The 19,576-nt window shown below is 68.0% G+C and carries 9 protein-coding genes; 3 read left to right on the top strand and 6 right to left on the bottom strand.

Annotated elements, in window-relative coordinates; translation table 11 throughout:
* Positions 1–8 precede the first annotated feature (8 nt).
* On the bottom strand, positions 9–1,643 hold the full coding sequence (locus LK539_RS22740; protein WP_227803349.1) for a TldD/PmbA family protein: 1,635 nt from the start codon (positions 1,641–1,643) through the stop codon (positions 9–11).
* 392 nt (positions 1,644–2,035) lie between these two features.
* Between LK539_RS22740 and LK539_RS22735 the strand changes: the two genes are divergently transcribed.
* Positions 2,036–2,830: a class I SAM-dependent methyltransferase gene (locus LK539_RS22735; RefSeq protein WP_227803348.1), complete on the top strand. Its 795-nt coding sequence runs from the start codon at positions 2,036–2,038 to the stop codon at positions 2,828–2,830.
* Positions 2,831–2,938: 108 nt separating this feature from the next.
* Positions 2,939–4,510 carry a S1C family serine protease gene (locus LK539_RS22730; RefSeq protein ID WP_227803347.1) on the top strand — a complete coding sequence of 524 codons (1,572 nt, stop codon included), beginning with the start codon at positions 2,939–2,941 and terminating at the stop codon, positions 4,508–4,510.
* A gap of 109 nt (positions 4,511–4,619) precedes the next feature.
* Here the strand turns inward: LK539_RS22730 and LK539_RS22725 are convergent, their stop codons facing one another.
* Both LK539_RS22725 and LK539_RS22720 read right to left on the bottom strand, forming a co-directional pair.
* On the bottom strand, positions 4,620–6,212 hold the full coding sequence (locus LK539_RS22725; RefSeq protein ID WP_227803346.1) for a serine hydrolase: 1,593 nt from the start codon (positions 6,210–6,212) through the stop codon (positions 4,620–4,622).
* Between the two features lie 25 nt (positions 6,213–6,237).
* Complete coding sequence (locus LK539_RS22720) at positions 6,238–8,091, bottom strand: M1 family metallopeptidase (protein WP_227803345.1); 1,854 nt, start codon at positions 8,089–8,091, stop codon at positions 6,238–6,240.
* A gap of 146 nt (positions 8,092–8,237) precedes the next feature.
* On the opposite strand from LK539_RS22720, the gene LK539_RS22715 reads away from it, so the two are divergent.
* Entirely contained in the window at positions 8,238–8,813 is a 576-nt protein-coding gene (locus LK539_RS22715) for a TMEM165/GDT1 family protein (protein ID WP_227803381.1), read from the top strand.
* A gap of 111 nt (positions 8,814–8,924) precedes the next feature.
* Here the strand turns inward: LK539_RS22715 and LK539_RS22710 are convergent, their stop codons facing one another.
* The 3 genes from LK539_RS22710 to LK539_RS24460 form a co-directional block, all read right to left on the bottom strand.
* Positions 8,925–10,553: a CehA/McbA family metallohydrolase gene (locus LK539_RS22710; protein WP_227803344.1), complete on the bottom strand. Its 1,629-nt coding sequence runs from the start codon at positions 10,551–10,553 to the stop codon at positions 8,925–8,927.
* 120 nt (positions 10,554–10,673) lie between these two features.
* Positions 10,674–11,531: an outer envelope protein gene (locus LK539_RS22705; protein ID WP_227803343.1), complete on the bottom strand. Its 858-nt coding sequence runs from the start codon at positions 11,529–11,531 to the stop codon at positions 10,674–10,676.
* Positions 11,528–19,564, bottom strand: a complete 8,037-nt coding sequence (locus LK539_RS24460; protein WP_267877696.1) for a GH36-type glycosyl hydrolase domain-containing protein — start codon at positions 19,562–19,564, stop codon at positions 11,528–11,530. The genes LK539_RS22705 and LK539_RS24460 overlap by 4 nt, the downstream gene beginning before the upstream one ends.
* Positions 19,565–19,576 lie beyond the last annotated feature (12 nt).

The following is a 19,576-nucleotide window of genomic DNA, read 5'->3' as shown; positions in this document are numbered from 1 at the left end:
TCCCTTCCTCAGCCGATCTTGCGGGCGGTGTTGATCACGTTGACGCCGTTGAAGCGCGTGGTCGAGGAACCGTGCGAGACGATACTGATCTGCGGCGGCTGGCCTTTGCCGTCGAAGAAGGAACCACCCATGCGCCAGTCGCGCTCGTCGCAGATGGCCGCGCAGTTGCCCCAGAATTCCTGGGTATTGGTCTGGTAGGCGACGTCTTCCAGCATCTGGCCGATCTTGCCGTCCTTGATCTCGTAGAACAGCTGGCCGCCGAACTGGGCGTTGTAGCGCTGCTGGTCGATCGAGAACGAGCCGTCGCCGACGATGTAGATGCCCTTCTTGATGTCCTTGACCATCTCGTCCGGGGTCAGGCGCTTCTTGCCGGGCGCCAGCGAGACGTTCGGCATGCGCTGGAACTGCACCGAGTTCCAGGAGTCGGCGTACGAGCAGCCGTGCGATTCCTTCTCGCCGATGATGTGGGCCTGGTCGCGCGTGGCCTGGTAGTTGACCAGGATGCCGTCCTTGACGATGTCCCACTTCTTGGTCTTGACGCCTTCGTCGTCGTAGCCGACGCAGCCGAGCGAGCCCGGGGTGATCTTGTCGGCGTACAGGTTGACCATCGGGTTACCGTACTTGAACTTCTTCGACTCCCATTTATCCAGGGTGGCGAAGCTGGTGCCGGCGTAGTTGGCTTCGTAGCCGAGCACGCGGTCCAGTTCCGTCGGGTGTCCGACGTTTTCGTGGATGGTCAGCCACAGGTGTTCCGGCGACAGCATCAGGTCGTACTTGCCCGGGAGGACAGACTTGGCGGTCAGCTTGGCCTTGGCATCGCGGCCCGCGGCGCGCGCGTCCTCGATGATGTCGTAGGAGCCGGTGTACAGGGTGGCGACGCCGCCGGCGGCCTTGAGCTTGTGCTCCTTGCGCGCGTCCAGGTACTCGTAGCCCATGCCGACTGGAGCTCCTAAGCCAGACCTCGAACGGAACTTGCCGGTGGCCTTGTCGACCGCGGTAGCCTGGAACGGGGCCCACAGGCGGTGCAGGTCCTGTTCGATGTAGGAACCGTCGGTGGAAGCGAAGTACTTCTGCTGGTTCACCTGGAACAGCATCGAATTCATGAAGGCCGCGCCGCCTTCGATGCCGGCCTTGTTCGCCGCGATCAGCAGGTCGGCCTTTTCCTTGATCGGCACCGTGCGCCAGTCCTTCTTGATCGGCGTGTTCCACGATACCTCACCGACGCCCTTGACTGGTGCAAGGCGCACCGGTTCGGACTGCAGCTTGGCGTTGGCCTTGGCGATGGCGACCGCCTGGCGCGCCGCATTGGCGATGCCGTCGTTCGACATGTCCGAGGTGGCGGCGAAGCCGTAGGCGCCGTTGGCGATCACGCGCACGCCGACGCCGGCCGACTCGGTATTCGCCACATTCTCGACATTCAGGTCGCGGGTGGTGATGAACTGGTTCAGGTAGCGGCCGATGCGCACGTCGGCGTAGCTGGCGCCGGCCTTGGTGGCGGCGTTCAGCGCGACGTCGGCCAGCGCCTTCTTGGCGGCCGTCGGCATGGAGCTGAGCAGTTCTTCAGCGGCGATCGCGCGCGAGAACGGCACGAGCGTCGAGGCGAGGGCCATGCTGCTGAAATTGAGAAAGGTACGGCGTTCCATCGTGTCTCCTGAAATCAACCTGTTTCTGGGGCAGCGGTCCAGTCAACAACACGGCCCGCTCTTGTATTTACGGCGCAATGAAGGGTCTTTGCCGGGCTGGATGCGGCCTCGGCAAACTTGCCAACCTTAGCAGTAACTTGACGTTTTGAATAGGCAATTGTTGTGCCATGTCAAAGCATTTTCCAAGTGTTTGTTTTCGTGGACGTCCGATGTCCGCGCAAAGTGTCCGGACACCTGTCCGGGCATCCAAGGCGGACACTTGTCTGGACAGCTCGACGACTGATATATGCATATGCGACGAACGCTTGACTGTCCGCAAAGCCTGACCGATCATCAGCGCGGCGGCGGCGTTCCGCCCGTCCGCGCACAATCACCATGGAGACCTCGAACCGATGAAACGACTGATCCTGGCCGCTGGCATCGCCGCGACCCTGTTCGGCGGCGCAGCACAGGCCGACGATGCCCTGAAAGCCGCCATCGCGGGCGAACACCGCAGCGCCGCCAACAAGGCCCGCGACGCCGCGCGCCACCCCTACGAAACCCTGACTTTCTTCGGTATCAAACCGAACATGACGGTGGTGGAGCTGGCGCCGGGCGGCGGCTGGTATACCGAGATTCTGGCGCCCTACCTGCGCCAGAACGGCAAGCTGATCGCAGCAGGCCAGGCCTTCGTGCCGGAAAAGCGCGGCGGCATGGCGCTCAAGGCGAAGTTCGATGCGGCCCCGGCCCTCTACGACAAGGTGGTCCCAGCCGTGTTTGAACCGCCGGCCACCTACCAGATCGCGGCTCCGAACAGCGTCGACATGGTGCTCACCTTCCGCAACCTGCACAACTGGGTCGGCAACGGCGAAGACGCCCTGAAGAACACCTTCAAGGAAATCCACAAGGTCCTGAAACCGGGCGGCGTGCTGGGCATCGTCGACCACCGCCTGCCGGCAGCGATGACGCAGGACGCCAAGGCCTCGAGCGGCTATGTGCATGAAGCCTGGGTGATCAAGCTGGTGGAAGGCCAGGGCTTCAAGCTGGCGGGCAAGTCGGAAGTGAACGCCAACCCGAAGGACAAGGCCGATCACGAGAAGGGTGTATGGACCCTGCCGCCGGTACTGGCCAACAAGGACAAGGACCGCGAGAAGTACATGGCGATCGGCGAGAGCGACCGTATGACGCTCAAGTTCGTCAAGCAGTAAGCACAGCGGGGGAGTCGCCCTCCCCCATCGTGAAATTTTGTGTATTTCCTTCGGCGGCGAGCGTGTATATTCTTGCCACTCGCTTATTTGTACCGACCGAAGGAACCCATGAAAACCGCACGCCTCGCCGCCGCCGTGGCATTCGCCCTGGCCGGCCTCGTCCACGCACAAGACACCACCCCGCCGCCAAGCCCGACGCCGGGCACCCCGCCGTCACCCGCCGTCGCAACGCCTTCCGCCACCACCGCGCCCGCCCTGCCGGCGATCGAGAACTCGGTGGTCAAGATCTTCGCCACCGTACGCCGTCCGGACCCATACAAGCCCTGGTCCAAGCAGTCGCCGGCCGACGTGACCGGCTCCGGTGTGATCATCGAGGGCAAGCGCATCCTGACCAACGCCCACGTGGTTGGCTATGCCAGCCAGGTCGAGGTGCAGGCCAGCCAGTCGGGCGACAAGGTGTCGGCCAAGGTGATCGCGCTGGCGCGCGGCCTTGACCTGGCCGTGCTGGAACTGGACGATCCATCCTTCTTCGACAAGCGTCCGCCGGTACAGCGCGCCGCCGTGCTGCCGGACGTACGCGAAGCGGTGTTCGCCTACGGTTACCCGGTGGGCGGCAACTCGCTGTCGACCACCCGCGGCATCGTCTCGCGCGTGGAGTTCGTCGGCTACGGCTCGTTCAGCTCGGGCCTGCGCATCCAGATCGACGCGCCGATCAACCCGGGCAACAGCGGCGGCCCGGTGATCGCGGGCGACAAGATGATCGGCCTGGCCTTCTCGATGGCGGCCAATGCCCAGAACATCGGCTACGTGATCCCGAACGAAGAGATCGAGCTGTTCCTGAAAGACGTGGCCGATGGCCGCTACGACGGCAAGCCGCTGCTGCACGACAGCGTGCAGACGCTGGAAAACCCGGCCCTGCGCCAGTACCTGAAGATCGACAAGTCGGTGGAAGGCGCGCTGGTGCACCGTCCGTACAAGACGGACGCCAGCTGGCCGCTGAAGGAAGGCGACATCATCACCCACATCGGCGAGTACCCGATCGACAACCAGGGCATGGTCAAGCTGGGCGCGAACCTGCGCGTGCGCTTCCAGTACCGCATCCAGCAGCTGGCAAAGAACGGCAAGGTGCCGATGACGGTCATCCGCGGCGGCAAGCCGGTCAAGATCGAGGTGCCGACCAGCGGCCCGCGTCCGCTCCTGATTCCGGACCTGAACGGCGGCTACCCGTCCTACTTCGTGTACGGCCCAGTGGTGTTCACCCGCGCGACCAACGAGTTCCTGTCCTTCCTGGCCTCGAGCGCACCGATGGCCAACGTCTACGCCTTCAACGACAGCCCCCTGATGACGCAGCGCGGCGATTCGCCCGATGCGGCGCGCGAGGAACTGGTGGTGATCAGCGGCCCGTTCTTCCCGCACAAGCTGGTGACCGGCTACAGCAACCGCTTCGGCTCGGTGGTGGAATCGGTGAACGGCACCAGGATCCGCAGCCTGGCCCACCTGGTGACGGTGCTGCGCGACCTGAAGGATGAATTCGTGGTGTTCAAGTTCGACCAGCGCTTCGGCGAGAACCTGATCCTGCCGCGCAAGGCGGCGCTGGATGCGACCGAAGGGATCCTGTCGGATAACGGGATTCGGACGCAGGGGTCGGAGGATATGATGAAGGTGTGGGGCGGGAAGTAAGGCGTTTCGGTGTCTGCGTGGGCGGGAAACCCGCCCACCCTACGTAGGGGTAATCTGGTCCTGTGGACCAGATTACGGTCTCCTGCCCACGCGGGCAACCAGCTTCACATCAGCTCTTCTTCTCTTTCTTCACCGGCACAAACAGCAAATCCTGGAAGTCATAGCTGAAGTCCGTCTCCGTCGACACCGGCTTCATGCGCACCCGTTCGATGCTGCCGTCGTGGTCCAGCGAGAAGGTTACGTAGGCGTCGGCGTTGAAGTTGCGCTCCTTCCAGCGCACGATGAAGGTGTCGTGCTGGAAGTGCTCCATCTCCCCCGTCAGGTCCGGCGTCTTTGCAAACGACAGCACCAGCTTGTTGTTGACGCGCTTGATATTCGCCTTGCCGTACCAGACATCCTCATACTCTCCCTCATACGAGGCCAGCGGCAGCGAGGGCTTCGACGCCGCCGCGCGCGACGCCGCCTCGCCCTTCACGCGGGCCGCTTCCTTGGCCTGGTTCTCGCGGTCGATGTCGGCGATGCGTCCGATCCAGTCGGTCGGCGCCGCCCCCAGGTGCTGGTCGAGCAGGCGGTACTGCAGCGCGTTGAGCGACGGGCCGCTTTCGGCATTGGTGAAGATCGCGATGCCCAGCTTCGCTTCCGGCACCAGCAGCACGCGGGTGTAGAAGCCCTGCAGCGCGCCGCCGTGCATGGCGACCAGCTTGCCCTGGTAGTCGCGCAGCTGGAAGCCCAGGCCGTAGGCGTAGAAGTTCGGCCTGGTGGCCGCCAGCGGCGGGCGCGGCGTGCTGATGGTCATCGGGGTCTGCGCGGTCCACATCTCGCGCGCCTGCTTGTCCGACCACAGGCGCTTGTCCCCGCCGATCTTGCCGTTATCGAGCAGCACTTGCATCCAGCGCGCGATGTCCTCGGCATTGGTGTTGATGCCGACCGCGCCGACCGCGTTCGCGACCGGCATCGGTTTCACGGGCACCGCCTTGCCATTGATCTTGCTGTGCGGCGCCGAGACGTTGGCGAGCTGCTTGTTCTCGTCCAGGCTGGTGGTGGTGTTCGCCATGCCGACTGGCTTCAGTATCCACTCATGCATGGTCTCGCCCCAGCTTTTACCGGATTTGGCGGCGATGATCTTGCCGGCGACGATGTACAGCAGGTTGTCGTAGGCGTAAGCACTACGGAAGCTGGTAGCCGGCTTGATGTAGCGGAGGTTGTGGATGATCTCGTCGGTGCTGAAGTTGGTGGTCGGCCACCACATCAGGTCACCCGCGCCAAGTCCCAGGCCGCTACGGTGGACCAGCAGGTCGCGGATGGTCATCTCGGCCGTGACGTAGGCGTCGTACATGCGGAAATCCGGGAGGTGCTTGATCACCGGGTCATCCCAGGCCAGCTTGCCCTGGTCGACCAGCATGGCCAGGGCGGCGGCGGTGAAGGCCTTGGAGTTCGAGGCGATCTCGAAGATGGTCTTGCCGTCGACCGGCGCCGGCTCGCCGCGCTTGCGCACGCCGAAGCCTTCGGCGGCCAGGACCTTGCCATCCTTGACCACGGCGATGGCGATGCCAGGGACGTCGAATTCCTTCATGACGCGTTCGACATCGGCTTTCAGGTTGTAGGCCGGCGCTTGTACGGCGGCGGTAGGCGCCGCTTCCTGCGCATACACTGCGCCGGCTGTAGAAAACGCGATCAGGACCGCAGCTGCAATTCGGTTCATCGAAAACACGGTGTTCATCCCCTCGTTATTTATTCATCTGTTTGTCGACGCTGCCCTGCGTCTCCGGGTGGTAGCGCTCGCGCGCGGCCTTGTAGACGCGCTCGGCCCAGGCGCGGTCATCTGGATTGGCGCGCAGCGCGCCGTACAGCGGCACCACGAATTTCTGGCGGCCGACACTCATCAGGAAGGCTTCCAGGTTCGGGCGGATCGCACGGTAGCCGGCATGCACCGCGGCGCGGTAGAAGCGGAAGGCCACTTCATTGTTGCCGGTCTTGGCCAGGCCATAGGCCTTGTCCAGTTCTTCCAGCTTGGCGGCATTCGCCTTGTTGTCGATGTCGTTCAGGAACTTCATCCACTCGGCGGCATTCCATTGCTTGGCTGGCAACTGGGCGGTGGTGATCTCGCCCTTGAGCCAGCGTGCGGTGGTGTCGTTCAGCTTTGCCAAGCGGGTCGACACGGCCTTCTTGGCGCTGGCCGGGATGCCGGGGCCGTACAGCCACTCGTCCAGCTCCGCGTCGCTCATGATCTTCGGATTCTTCGCGAGCAGATTGGTGCGCAGGTATTGCACGAACTGGTCGGTGGTCACGCTCTGGAAGGCGTGCTGGTCGAACCAACCGCGCAGGAAGGGGTCGAAGGCGGCGCGGCCGGCGCGCTGTTCCAGCGTGCGCAGGAACCAGGCGCCCTTCGGATAGGCCAGGCCTTCGTCCGTATAGTTGGCGCTCGAGGTGTCCGGGTCGCGCGTCACCAGGGCCTGCTTGGCCTTCGGGATATCCTTGAGCGAATCGAGCGCCTCTTCCTGCTCCAACTGCAGGTTCATGGTCGCCACTTCCTCGCCGTAGAGCTTCTCCAGGATGCGGGTGGTGACGTAGGTAGTGAAACCTTCGTTGAGCCACCAGTGCTTCCACGAGGCGTTGGTCACCAGGTTACCCGACCAGCTGTGCGCCAGCTCGTGCGAGACCAGGTCGACCAGGCTGCGGTCGCCAGCGATCATGGTAGGGGTCAGGAAGGTCAGGCGCGGATTCTCCATGCCGCCGATCGGGAAGGACGGCGGCAGCACCAGCATGTCGTAACGTCCCCAGCGATACGGGCCATACAGCGATTCGGCCGCAGCCACCATCTTCTCGGTATCGGCCAGCTCGTACTCGGCAGCCTTGATGCGCATCGGCTCGGCGTACACGCCGGTGCGACCACCCAGGGTGCGCGCTTCCAATTCTCCGATGCCGATCGCGATCAGGTAGGACGGCACCGGCTGCGGCATGGTGAACTTCCAGCCGCCCTTGCCCGTCGCCTTTGGATCGTTATCGGCGCTCATCACGACGCGCATGCCTTCCGGCGCCTGGATGCGCGCCGTGTAGGTGAAGCGCACCGCCGGGGTGTCCTGGACCGGCACGAAGGAGCGCGCGGCGATCGGCTGCGACTGGCTGAACATGAACGGGTACTTGCCCGACATGGTCTGCTTCGGGGTGAGCCACTGCAGCGCCGGCGCGGTCGGCGAGGTCTGGTAGTGGATGCGCACCTTGGCCGGCTGGCCGGGCAGCGCGATGTGCAGCGCCTGGCCTTTCTCGGCATCGAGCTTGTCGAGGGTGTACTTCACAGGAGCCCAAGCGCCTTTGGCATCCTGCGCCTCGATCTTCGAGATGTTCAGTTCGCGGGTGTCCAGGTCGAGCGTGGTCGCCTTCTTGTCGATCCAGTTCAGCGTCAGGTCGGCGTAGCCGGCCAGGGTCTTGCGGCTGAAGTCGGCCTTCAGGTCCAGATGCAGGGCCGTGGTCTTGACCTGGTCGTATTTGGCGTAGCTGAGGGGATCGAGTGCGAACGCGTAGGCGCTCCACTGGCAGATAAAGGCGCAGGCAGTGGCGCGCAGCAGGGTGCTTGTCTTCATGGTCTCTCGTGGAAGGGTCGGCTGAGGGCGCAGGCAGGATAGCACTTTCAACCGTACCGGAAAAGCGCAAGCGCCCGCCTGGTGCGCGCTGTAAGGACAGCTGCCTCTGCTATGATCCGGCTTTGCACCAGACGCACCGCCACTGCATGGACGCCTTCCTCGTCTCGACCGGCATCGTGGGACTTGCCGAGATCGGCGACAAGACCCAGCTGCTGGCGTTCCTTCTCGCCGCCCGTTTCCGCCGCCCGCTGCCGATCGTATTCGGTATCTTTGTCGCGACCATCGCCAACCACGCTTTTGCCGCCGCGGTGGGCGCCCTGGTGAACGAATTATTGGGACCGAACACGATGCGCTGGGTGCTGGGCCTGTCCTTCCTCGGCATGGCCGCCTGGACCATGATCCCCGACGAGATCGACCCGAACGATACGCCGCTGGCGCGCTACGGCGTATTCCTCACCACCCTGCTCGCCTTCTTTGTCGCCGAAATGGGCGACAAGACCCAGGTCGCGACCGTGGCCCTGGCGGCGCGCTACGAATCGATGGCGGCGGTGGTCGCCGGCACCACCTTCGGCATGATGCTGGCGAACGTGCCCGCGGTGATCTTCGGCGAGCGCATCGCCAAGCGCGTGCCGCTGACGCTGGTGCACGGCCTGGCGGCACTGATCTTCGCAGTGCTGGGTATCGCTACGCTGCTCGGCGCCGGTGAATCACTCGGCTTTTGACCTTGTAGGGTGGGCGGGTCGTCCCGCCCACGCGGCGATAGTTAGCCGCAAGATCATCCGACACGAAAAAAAAGCCGATAACAATCACCGCGTGGGCGGAATCCGCCCACCCTACTCCTGTGTCACCCACACCGGCGCCGACCACAACACATTGCCGTCTTCCTGCGTCACCCTGGCATAGTAGAAGTGCTTGCCCGGCGCCGGCGTGAAGGTGCTCGTGGCCAGGTTCGAGACTTCCGTCACCGTCCCGTTCCGCCCCGGCACACCCTCCATGATCGACACCGCCGCCACCTTCTTGCCGGCGCTGGACGCGAAGTTCGCCACCAGCTTCAGCGGCCCGCGGTTGGTGAAGCGCTCGCCCATCAGCTTGCCGTTTGCGGTGAGCACCAGCTGCGAGCCCTTGTCCATGGTCGCGAACACGCGCCGCGCCTTGAGCGCCTCGACAAAACTGTCGCGCGTGAGCGCCGTCCCGTTGGGCAGCAGGATGCCGGTGCGGTTGGTATAGGACGCGCCCCAGTTGGCGCAGTGGTTGTCCTGGTTGGTGCTGAAGGCGACGTGGTAGCCCGCCTCCAGCAGGCGGTTGCAGGCCTGCTCGAAGTTGCTGCGGCGTTTTTCGGTCTCGCTGTCGTTGACGGAGAACGCGGTGCTGTTCATCACCTCGCACAGCGCCATGGCTTCGTCGCCGTCCGGGGTGTACCCGAGCGGCACGCCGTTGACGATGAACTGGCCGCTGTGCGAGGGATGGTTGAACTGCCCCACCCAGCCGCGCTGGCGCATCAGGGAGTACAGCGCGGCGTAGTCGTTGCGCGGGGTGCGCGTATCGGCCATCAGCTCGCCCAGGGCATTGCTTTCCCAGCCCAGCAGCTCGTCGCTGTTGAAGATGTTGATGTGGCCACCGTTGTTGATGACGCCCCACTCCATGCCGTACAACGCCAGGAAGCCGGGCTTGGTGGCATTGAAGGCGGCCGCGCTGGCCAGGCCGGCCTTGAACAGGTCCTTGGCCTTGGTCGGGTCGCCTTCCAGGTTGGTGCCGTCCGACCCGTCGTACATGTGGTTGTGTTCCGAGACGGCCAGGATGTCGAGGCCGCGCCCGCGGGCATAGGCAAAGGCGGCTTCCGGGCCGTACTTCGCCTTGAGTGGCTCCTGCGCGCCCTTGCAGTCGTCGAGGGCGCCGCCGCCGTCGCTGTGGTTGCTCTGGCTGTGCAGGTTGGCGAGGTAGACGGTATAGGGAAGCGAGGCGGTGGCCGGCACCATCGGCACGCCGTCGCGCCGGGCGCGGCCATCGGGCAGCGGCGCGAAGCGCGGCATGCGCGCCGCCGGCTGGGGACCGACCGCGATCTGCCAGTCCTGCTCGACGGCGCCATGCTGGTCGTCGTGGTGGACGCCGCGCAGGATGGCGCGCATGCGTACCGTGTACAGGCCGGCCGGCGCCGCGGCGCCCTTGATACGGCCATCCCACACGACCTGTGCCGGGACATCTTCGCCGGTGAAGGCGCTGCTGCCGCGCCAGACCTGGACGACGCGCTTCTCGGGGTTCAACAGCTCCAGCTTCCAGTAGACGGTTGCCGGCTGTTCCAGGCCGGGATAGCTGAAGTTCAGGCTGAAGGTTCGGCGCGCATCCGCCTGTTCGGCCCGGAAGGGCGCGTGCAGGGTCGCTTCGAATTCCTTGTGCTCGGCCGGGGCCGCGAAAGCGCTGCCGCAGCACAGGGCCAGCAGGAGCGCACGGAGGGAGGGGGGCAAGGTGATGGTTTTCATAATGCAATTTTTACAATTGCACCGAACTCCACCTTGCGCCGATTCGTCTCCGATATTGCAAATTTATCTAGAACAGTTGAGCAATTTCAACTGTTCGACAAACCCCTAGAAATGGAAGTCCGCCCGCACCATCGGCGTGCTAGCGCGTTGCCCTGCCCCGCCGGTCGTCCGACGCGAATTGCCGAACTTGTTGTTCCAGAACTGGTAGCCGACGCCGACGCGGATCTTCTTCGGCGCATAGCCGAGACGCGGGCCGATGTCGACCATCAGCGCCATGTCGAGGTTGGTCTCGGCGCTGGTCGGGTTGCCGGTTTCGTCGAGCCCCTTGGGGGCGATGAAGTTCAGGAAGCCCTCGAAGGACCAGCGTTCGTTCACCGGGATGCCCCAGCTGGCGCCGAACATCGGGTGGGTGTCGTAGGTGTAGCGCCCGCGCACGTTGGCGATCGGCGGGAAGGGGCCGCTCGGCGCGTTCGATTCGCGCAGCCACAGGATGCTGGTGTTCAGGAAGCCCGGCACGTCCCACATCAGGGTCGGACCCGCGACCAGCATGCGCTTGCGCGAGTTGTAGCCGACGTCGTCCTTGTGGTTGACGTCGAAGCCAAGCGTCAGGCCCACGCCCTTTACCTTGCCGACGCGGATCTCCTGGCCGCGCAGCGCGCCGATGTCGAGCGTGTGGCGGTACAGCAGGTAGCCCTCGAGTGATCCGCTGTCGCTCCCCAGGTTGCGTGGGTCCGTGCTGTCGGACTTGAGCACGTCCAGGTTCAGGTAGTTGCTGCCGTACTTGTAGCCGCTGGCGTGGGTGAAGGCCACGATGTGCTTCTTGATGTGCTCCGGGTTGAAGGGTTCTGCGAAGCGGGTGCCGTAGCGGTAGCTGATGGCGTTGTCGCTCCAGTCCACCGCCATGGCCGGGGCAGCGCTGCACAGCAGGGCGGCGCAGGCGGCCGCGGTCAGTTTCTTGCTCATGTCGTCGTTCCTGGCTGATTGTTTCCATGGCCGGCGCGCGCATCGCCCGGCCTGCGTTCCACATACACGTCCACCTTGTGCTCGCGACCGTCGTCGACCAGCTCGATCGTATTCGACGCCTGCGGCGCGCCGTCCAGCACCAGGGCCTCGCCCACCGTGGCGCGCAGCACCGTCACCTGCCAGTCCGTGCGGCCCATGCGGTAGCGGAAGCGCAGGCTGTCCCAGCCTTCGGGCAGCAGCGGCGCCAGCGCCATGCGGTCGACCGCGCGCTCCAGTCCGAGCAGGGCGTCGCCCAGCAGCACGTGCAGCCACCCGGCCGCCACGCCGTCCATCATGAAGCAAGGTGCGTCGGTACAGCGCACGCGTGCTTCGCCGGGCGCGGCCAGGGTGCGGACGCGTCCCCAGGCCGAGGTACCGGCGCCGTCCCCCGCCAGGGCCAGCGCCGCCCAGGCCGCCGTGCGCGCATCCGGCGGCGCGGCCTTGTCCAGCACATCCAGCGCGGAGGCGACCCGTCCGGACTCGGCGCCGGCGATGGCGGCCCAGGCCTGAGTGGCGGCGTCCGCTCCTTCGCCTTCGAGGGCGTAGGCGGCGCCGTCCCAGCCGTGCTCCTCGGCCTGGGCGCGCAGCGCCAGCGCGGCGCCGCGGCAGGTGGTGGCGAAGCCGAAGTCGGCGCGGCGGTCGGCCACCTCGGCGAAGCGCTGCAGGACGGTGGCCAGCATGAAGGCCAGCTGCAGGCTCTCGGGACGCTCCTCCAGGTCCTGCTCGTCCTCATGCATGCGGGCGCCCAGCAGAGGCAGGCCGCGCGGGCCGAAGCGCAGGCAGCCGCGCAGGCCGTGCACGCAGACCTGGTACAGGTCGTCGCGCGCCAGCCGGGTGCCGCTCGAGGGCTCGCCGCCGGCCGGCTCGCGCAGGATGCCGTAGTCGCCGGTCACGCTCACGTAGCGGTGCAGCGCAAAGGGGAGCCACAGGAAGTCTTCGACAGGGCTGCCTTCGGCGCCGATGTCGTCGCGTGCGGCGCGCAGCAGCGCCGCGCGCAGCGTCTCCGGGTTGCCGTGCACCGTGCCCAGGGCGCCTTGCAGCTGGGCGCCAGGCGCCCCGCCACGCGTGGCGGACAAGGCCGCATAGGGCAGCCAGCCGTTGGCGAACAGGTCGAACGCGGGGTCTGGCGTGGCGACGCGCAGGCTGCCGAGCAGTTCGTCCCAGTAGGCGTGCACCTGGCGCAGGGCCAGCGCCGCCGCCTTGGCGCCGCCGTGCTGCTGCGCCATGCGGCTGGCCGCCAGGCTGTCGGGGCCGGCCGCGCCCAGCAGGAACACGAGTTCGGTGTCGGCGCCCGGCTGCAACTCGACCGTGGTTTGCAAGGCCGCGCAGGGGTCGAGCGCAGCGCCCAGCGTGCCGGCCAGTCCCTTGCGTTCCAATGCGGCCGGCCGCGCCGGGCTGCGGTGACGGCCGATGAATTCCTGCCGGTCGGCGGTGTAGGCCCGTTGCGGGGCGTCCAGGTGGAAGAAGCCGACCGTATCGACAAAGCCGGTGCCGAAGGCGTTCCTGGCCAGCAGCGCGCCGCTGGCGACGTCGATGCCGGTGACGATCTGCAGGCCGGGAGCGGCATGCTGCTCGTCCAGCCACCATTGCACGTAGCCGGTCGCGGACAGGCGGCGCGGCGCGCTCGACAGGTTGCGCAGGCGCAGCACCATGTACTTGAGCGGCGCACCCGGCGCGACGAAGCAGCGCAGTTCCGAGTGGATGCCGTGGACCTGATGTTCGAACAGGGTATACCCGAAGCCGTGGCGGGTGCGGTACGGCTCATCCGAGGGCATCGGCCAGGGCGTCGGGGACCAGGCAGCGCCGCTGTCTTCGTCGCGCAGGTAGAAGGCTTCGCTCGCTGTCAGGCATCGCGCGCGCCGGCCGTACCAGGTGCTGCCGGTGTCGCTTGCCCGCAGCATGGCGCCGAACACGCCGTTTGCGAGCGGGTGCTCCCAGGGCACGGAGAAGGGTTGGTGGACCACGGCTTCGCGGCCGTCCTGCGTGAAGCCGCTCACGCCGTCGTCGTGCAGCAGCGAGGCTGCCGGCGTCAAGGCCGCGTCAAGCGTCCATGGCGCGGCGTCTTCACGCGGCGTGAATGGCGGCGGCAGGGCCGGCAGCGCCGGCGCCGCGCGGCGCAGCTGCTCGGCCAGGCTGCCGCCCTCCTCCACCAGCAGCACCTGGGCGGCCGCGCGCAGCAGGATGCGGTCTTCCTGCGGAACTTCTTCCAGCAGGTGGACGTGGATGCCGTCCGGCTGTTCCAGCGCCAGCACCTGGCTGCGGATCTCGCGGTTCTCGCACAGCACCAGCACGTCCACCTCCAGGCCGCGCACGCGCCAGTAGACATGGGCTTGCAGGATCTCGGGTAGCAGGCGGCTGTCAAGGCCGGGCTGCAGCACCAAGAGTGGACGGCCGGCGTCGACGCCGTACAGGCGCAGGGCGTCGCGGCTGCGCATGTTGCGTTCGATGATGCCGGGGTCGGCGCGCAGGCCGGGCACGGGCGCCAGCAGGCAGGCGGCCAGGCGGTTGTAGCGCTGGGCCTCGGCGTCGCCCAGGCCGGCGGCGCGCAAGGCCGCCTGGCCGTGCGTCCACGCAGCCTCGACCGCCTCGTCCACCGCCTGCGGATCGCCATAGCGCAGCGCCAGTTCGCGTGCGGCAGCCGGCGTGGCGGCAGTGCCCAGGGCCAGGTCGATTGTGATCTCGTGGCCGGGCTGGAGGCTCAGGCTGCGGCGGATCGCCAGCGCCGGCTCGAGCGGCGTTTCGATCAGTTCCGGCAGCGGTCCGGCCGGGTCGGTGCAGGTGCTGCTGAAGACGGGGGCGCCAGACGCGCCGCGCACCGCCATGCGGCAGAACACGACCGGGGAGCCCGGTCCGGCCAGCGACAGCAGCGCTTGCGACTGCGCGTCGGACCGTACCCGCGTTTCCTGCACCGGCAAGGCGACATGCGCGGTGACGTCCAGCGTGCGCGGCGCATCGAGGGTATTGCGAATGCGGATGCGGCGCAGCTCGACGTCGTCGTCGGGCGCCACGACCACCTCGGTCACGATGATCAAGCCGCGCTCTTCGCGGCGGAAGCTGGCGCGGCCCTCGGCGAAGGCCGCCTCGTAGCGTTCCGGCGCGCCGTATATCGGCGCCAGCGTCGCCGACCACTGCTCCTTCGATGCCGCGTCGACCAGCACGCAGGCCAGGCCGCCCCTGGCGCCGAGCGGATCAGGCTGCCAGCGGGTCAGCACGAAGTCGCGCCACAGGCTGTAGCCTGCGCCGTCGCTGTCCACCATCACGTGGTAGCTGCCGTTCGACAGCAGCTGCAGTTCCGGCGCCCCGGCGGCAGCTCCGGCACGGTCGACCACGCGGCCTGGTGCGGGAACGGCCTGCGGCGCCGCGTCGTCGTAGTGTGACGGTGTCGATGCGCCGCGGGCCGGCAGCGACTCCTGCAGCAGGGCCTGGGCCGCACGCAGCTCGGGATCGCGCTCGAAGCGGCGCTGCATCGGCGCCTCGTGCAGGGTCTGCAGCAGCGCGAGCAGGCTCATTCCCTGGTGGCGGGCGGAGTAGGCGCGCACCACGTGGCGGCGCTCGCCGTGCGGCAGCCGTCCCGGGGTATGGTCGACCGCGTCGTAGAAGCCGTATTCGCCGTTTAATCCTTCCTGGGCCATGCGCTCCAGGTTGGCCAGCGCCGGCGACGGGAGCACCGGCAGCGCCAGCAGCGCCGCATGGGGGGCGGCCACCAAGTCGGCGCCGGCGCTGCGCGCCAGGCCTGCTACCGGAACGCCGAAGCACTCACTTTGGTAGCGCAGCTGGGCATCGACCGCGTTACACAGCGATTCCGAGAATCCCCAGGGCATGGCGTGGCGCGCGCCGTGGACCACCTGCGCACGCACGGCGGCGCGGCCGGCGTGGTCGAGCAAGGTTTCGCGCCAGGACGGCATCAGGAGTTGCGGCGCCAGGTAGTCCGCTAGCCCCCCGCTGCGCGAGAGCAGCAGCTGTTCGGCCCCTTGGACGCGCATCGGGCGACCGAGCGTCCACCAGTGGGTCTGCCCCAGCTGGTCCTGCGCCACCGCCAGGTAGCTGGCCAGGCGCGCCTCCGATGCCAGCAGGTCGCAGCTGTCGCTGTCGAGGCGCTCGTCTCGCACGTTGCAGCCGGCGGCCAGCAGGCCGGTGTCGCGCTCGAGCAGCGCGCGGAAGTCCATGGCGCCATAGCCGCGCGCCTGCTGCGCCAGCCGCGCCGTCTCTTTCAACAGCTTCTGCGCATGCTGGCGGCCCTCGCGCACCAGCCGCGCCAGCTCGTGGTGGGTGCCGGGGGCCGTCTCGAGGGCGGCCAGCTCGCGCAGGCTCGGGATACGCGTGAGGCTGGCGTCGAACACGTATTCCTCGGCGGCGCGCATCCAGGGCGTCAGCGCCAGCAGCTCGTCCTGCAGGCTGTGGCACTGGGCGGCCAGGCAGGCGGCCCAATCGCGCAGCGCCGGGGCGGCATCGGTGGGGAGGCCGGCCTCCAGCGCATCGGCGGCGGTGGTAACGTGGCGCAGGCATTCGCACAGGCCCGGGAGGGTGTCGGCGGCGCGGCAGCGTTGCGGATCGAGCGCGGCCCAGACGGCCGCCACCTGGGCGCGCACGCCGTGCGGCTGGTGCTGGGCCAGTTCGTCGACGACGTGCAAGGCCGCGCGCAGACCGTCCAGGTCCTGGGGACCGGCGATCGGGGCGTCGGCCAGTTCGTCCAGGCCGGCGCCCAGCAGGCGCATGGCAAGCGCCATCCAGCCGCTGTCGCGGGTGGCGACATGGGCCGGCTCGATCGGGGCCAGGGTGGCGCTGTCGTAAGCGGCGAGGAAGTGGCCGTTCCAGCGCTCCAGCAGCGCCATCGAGGCCAGCACCGCATCCAGCCGGCGCAGCAGCGCGGCAGGGGGAATGAATCCGAAGTCGCGCGCCGCCAGCGCGGACAACAAATAAAGCGCGATGCCGGACGGCGTGGTGCGCGCGTCCGCCAGCGGGTGCGGATGCTCCTGCACGGTGTCAGGCGGCAGCCAGTTGCCGGCCGGGCCGGCGTGGTCCTCGAAAAAGCGCCAGCTGCGGCGCGCAAGGCGCTGCAGGAATGCCTGGCGCGAGGCCGGCAGGCGCGGCAGGCGCTGGACGCGCAGCGGCAGGCTGGTCCACCAGGACAGCACCGGCGACAGGAACCACACCAGCAGCACCGGCGCCGCCGGGAACAGCGAATACGGGTTGGCAAAGGTCAGCAGCAGCGCGGTGGCCACCGCCAGCACCGGCGCAAACCACATGGTCAGCCAGTTGTTCTCGATGATCCGCGCGGGACGCGCCAGCGCTTTCGGCTTCCACTCGAGCTGGCGCCGGCGCGACACCCGGCTGCGCCAGAGCGCACGCACCAGCGCATCGCCCTGGCACCAGGCGGCGTGCGGCAGGAAGCTGGCGGCCAGCGCCGCGCGCACCAGCGGCACGCGGGCGCCGCGCGCCCAGCTGTCGAGGTGCTGGCGCCAGGGCGCGTCGTGCGGACGGTCGACCAGGGCAATGAGGCTGCCCAGCAGGGCCGGCAGGAAGAACACCGACAGCACCACCCCGGTCCAGAACGCGGGCGCCGTCAATCCCGTCCAGCACAGCACCAGCAGCAGCAGCAATGCCGGCGCTACCAGGCTTTCGCGCAGCGTGTCGAACAACTGCCAGCGTGCTTCGGGCGTCATCGGGTTGACTACGCGGCTGCCGTCGGCCTGCACCACGCGGCCACGCACCCAGCCCGCCACCTGCCAGGCCGCGCGCAGCGCGCGATGGCGCCGCAGCGCGTGCTCGCCATAGCTGGCGGGGATGGCTTCTTCCAGCCGCACTTCGCAGTCGTGGCCGGCGTGCAGGCAACCGTCGTCCACCAGGCCCGGCGCCGGCAGCGCATCGTTTGACAGACGGCCGCGCAGCAGCCGTTCGCAGGCATCGACGTCGTAGATGGCGGCCCAGCCGAACATGCCGTGGTCTTCGCATTCGCGTCCGACCATGCGCGCACCCCAGGTGCCGCGCCCCTCGCTCCACAGGCGCTGGTAGCGAAAAGCCTGCGTACCGGGCAAGGCGCCGCCGACGCTGGGGCGCAGCATGGCGTGTCCTTCCAGCACCCGGCTGTTGCCGGCGTCGAGGGCCGGCTGGTTGAGCGGATGCGCCATGGCACCCGCCAGCCGGCGCGCCGCGTCGCGCGGCAGGTCGGTGGCGGCGTCCAGCGCGATCACGTAGCGCATCTCGGCCAGCCCGGCGCTGCTGCCGGCGGTGGCGGCGAAGCATTCGCGCGCGCCACCGGCCAGCCAGGCATTCAGGTCGGCCAGCTGGCCGCGGCGCCGGCCGCGCCCGATCCAGGCCTGCTCGCCGTTGTTCCACACACGCGGGCGCTGCAGCAGCAGGAAGGGTTCAATGTGGCGCCTCCGGGTGGCCGGCTGGCCGTCCTCGTCGACGATGGCGAAGCTGTGCTCGCGCGTGTAGCGGCGGTTCAGACCCTCGATGGCGGCCACCGCATGCGCAATCAGGTCGGCGTCTTCCGGGAGCGTTTCAAGCGGCGCATCGTGCAGGTCCGCCAGCAGGCAAAAGCGAAGGTGCGGATCGCGGTTGGCCAGGTAGCGCACTTCCAGGTCGCGGCACAAGGCGTCGACCTGGGTGCGGTTGCTCAGGCGCGCCGAGACGACGACCAGGGTCTGGGCCTCGGCCGGGATGCCGTCGGCGAAATCCATGCGCGGTGTACAGGCTTGGGGCGCCAGCCAGGACGTCATCATGTCGGTCAGCGCGCGCGCCAGGCTGCTGCCACCAATCAGCGCCAGCAGGCCGATGAAGAACTGGAGCACGATTCCGGCGCCCTGCTGTCGCGCGCATAGCACCACGACCGCCGCGAACAGCAGCGTGAGCAGGCTTGTTGCGCCGATCTGCAGCGCCAGCGGCGCGTGGCGCAGGCGCGCGGCCAGGCCGCGTTTTGGCAGCAGGCGCGCTTCCAGCGCCGGCAGGCCCGGTCCGGCGAGGTAGTAGCCGATGTGGCGGCGGCGCGTGTCGAGTCCTCCCTCTCCGGGTGCGCGATGCACCCCGGCCAGCGCCAGCGCTTCCTGGGCGACGTCGGATTCGGAACGCTTGCTGCGCCGCGCCAGGGTTTCGACGGCGAGCCGGTACATGTCGCGGGTGGCGCCATCCATGCGCGGATAGCTGCCGTCCGGATCGGCGCGCAGCAGCGGCTCGATCGTGCTGGCCTCTTCAGCGAGCAGGCGCCAGTCGATCCCGGCGAGTCCCCGCAGGCTGGCCAGGATGTTGGCGGCCAGCGTGCCGTCGGCCGCCATGGTGTCGCGTTCGTGCTGCACCTGCTGGCCGATGCTCAGCCCTTCGTCGAGCAGGCGCGCTTCGATCCATTGCAGGGCCTGCGCGACGCCGCCCTGTCCCTGCAGGCGGCGCGCCAGTTCGGCGACGAAGCTGCTGCCCATCGGCTGCACGGCGCGCGCCATGTCAGCCACCAGCAGGACCAGGTCGCCGGAGCGGTGGGCGGCGGTGTCGAGCATCCGCCCGGCCCAGTCGGCGGCCAGGATGCGTTCCTCGCAGGCGCGGGCGCCGCGGTCGGCGATCTGGCGCAGGGCGTCGAGCAAGGCCAGGCGCAGCGCGGCGGGGAACAAGCGCAGTTCCGCCAGCCGCAGGGGCGCGCCCTGCTGGCTGGCGGCGAGAAAGCGTTCTAGGGCGGCGCGGTCGATGCGGCCTTCGTCGTCGGATGCTGCTTTGCGCGCCAGTGCGAGGATGCGGGCGCCGCCTGGCGCCGAGGCCGGGAGGACGCCGCGGTCGTTCAGCAACTGGCCGCGCGCCTGGCGCAGCTGGGCATCGATCAGGGGGCTGTGGTCGAGGATGGCGGCGGCGGCCGGCGGCAGATCGCTGCCGCGGCGGCGTGCGCCGTCCAGCGCATCGCAGGCGGCATCGAGCGCCTCGGCCAGTTCAGCCAGCAGCGCCCGCAGGCCGACGGCGCCGTCGATGGCGGCGGCGCCGGATCCAGCCTTCGGGTTATTCAATTGCTTCAACAGGGACCTCGA

Origin of the sequence: Massilia sp. IC2-476 (genome assembly GCF_020707295.1) — a bacterium.
Taxonomy (GTDB): Bacteria; Pseudomonadota; Gammaproteobacteria; order Burkholderiales; family Burkholderiaceae_D; genus Telluria.
Note: the sequence above shows the minus strand (reverse complement) of the source record. Positions and strands in the feature narration are given on the sequence as shown.

Bases quoted from the DNA above. Each gene is read 5' to 3' on its own strand.
- LK539_RS22740 (WP_227803349.1), bottom strand. From the start codon at position 1,643: ATGGAACGCCGTACCTTTCTCAATTTCAGCAGCATGGCCCTCGCCTCG.
- LK539_RS22735 (WP_227803348.1), top strand. From the start codon at position 2,036: ATGAAACGACTGATCCTGGCCGCTGGCATCGCCGCGACCCTGTTCGGC.
- LK539_RS22730 (WP_227803347.1), top strand. From the start codon at position 2,939: ATGAAAACCGCACGCCTCGCCGCCGCCGTGGCATTCGCCCTGGCCGGC.
- LK539_RS22725 (WP_227803346.1), bottom strand. From the start codon at position 6,212: ATGAACCGAATTGCAGCTGCGGTCCTGATCGCGTTTTCTACAGCCGGC.
- LK539_RS22720 (WP_227803345.1), bottom strand. From the start codon at position 8,091: ATGAAGACAAGCACCCTGCTGCGCGCCACTGCCTGCGCCTTTATCTGC.
- LK539_RS22715 (WP_227803381.1), top strand. From the start codon at position 8,238: ATGGACGCCTTCCTCGTCTCGACCGGCATCGTGGGACTTGCCGAGATC.
- LK539_RS22705 (WP_227803343.1), bottom strand. From the start codon at position 11,531: ATGAGCAAGAAACTGACCGCGGCCGCCTGCGCCGCCCTGCTGTGCAGC.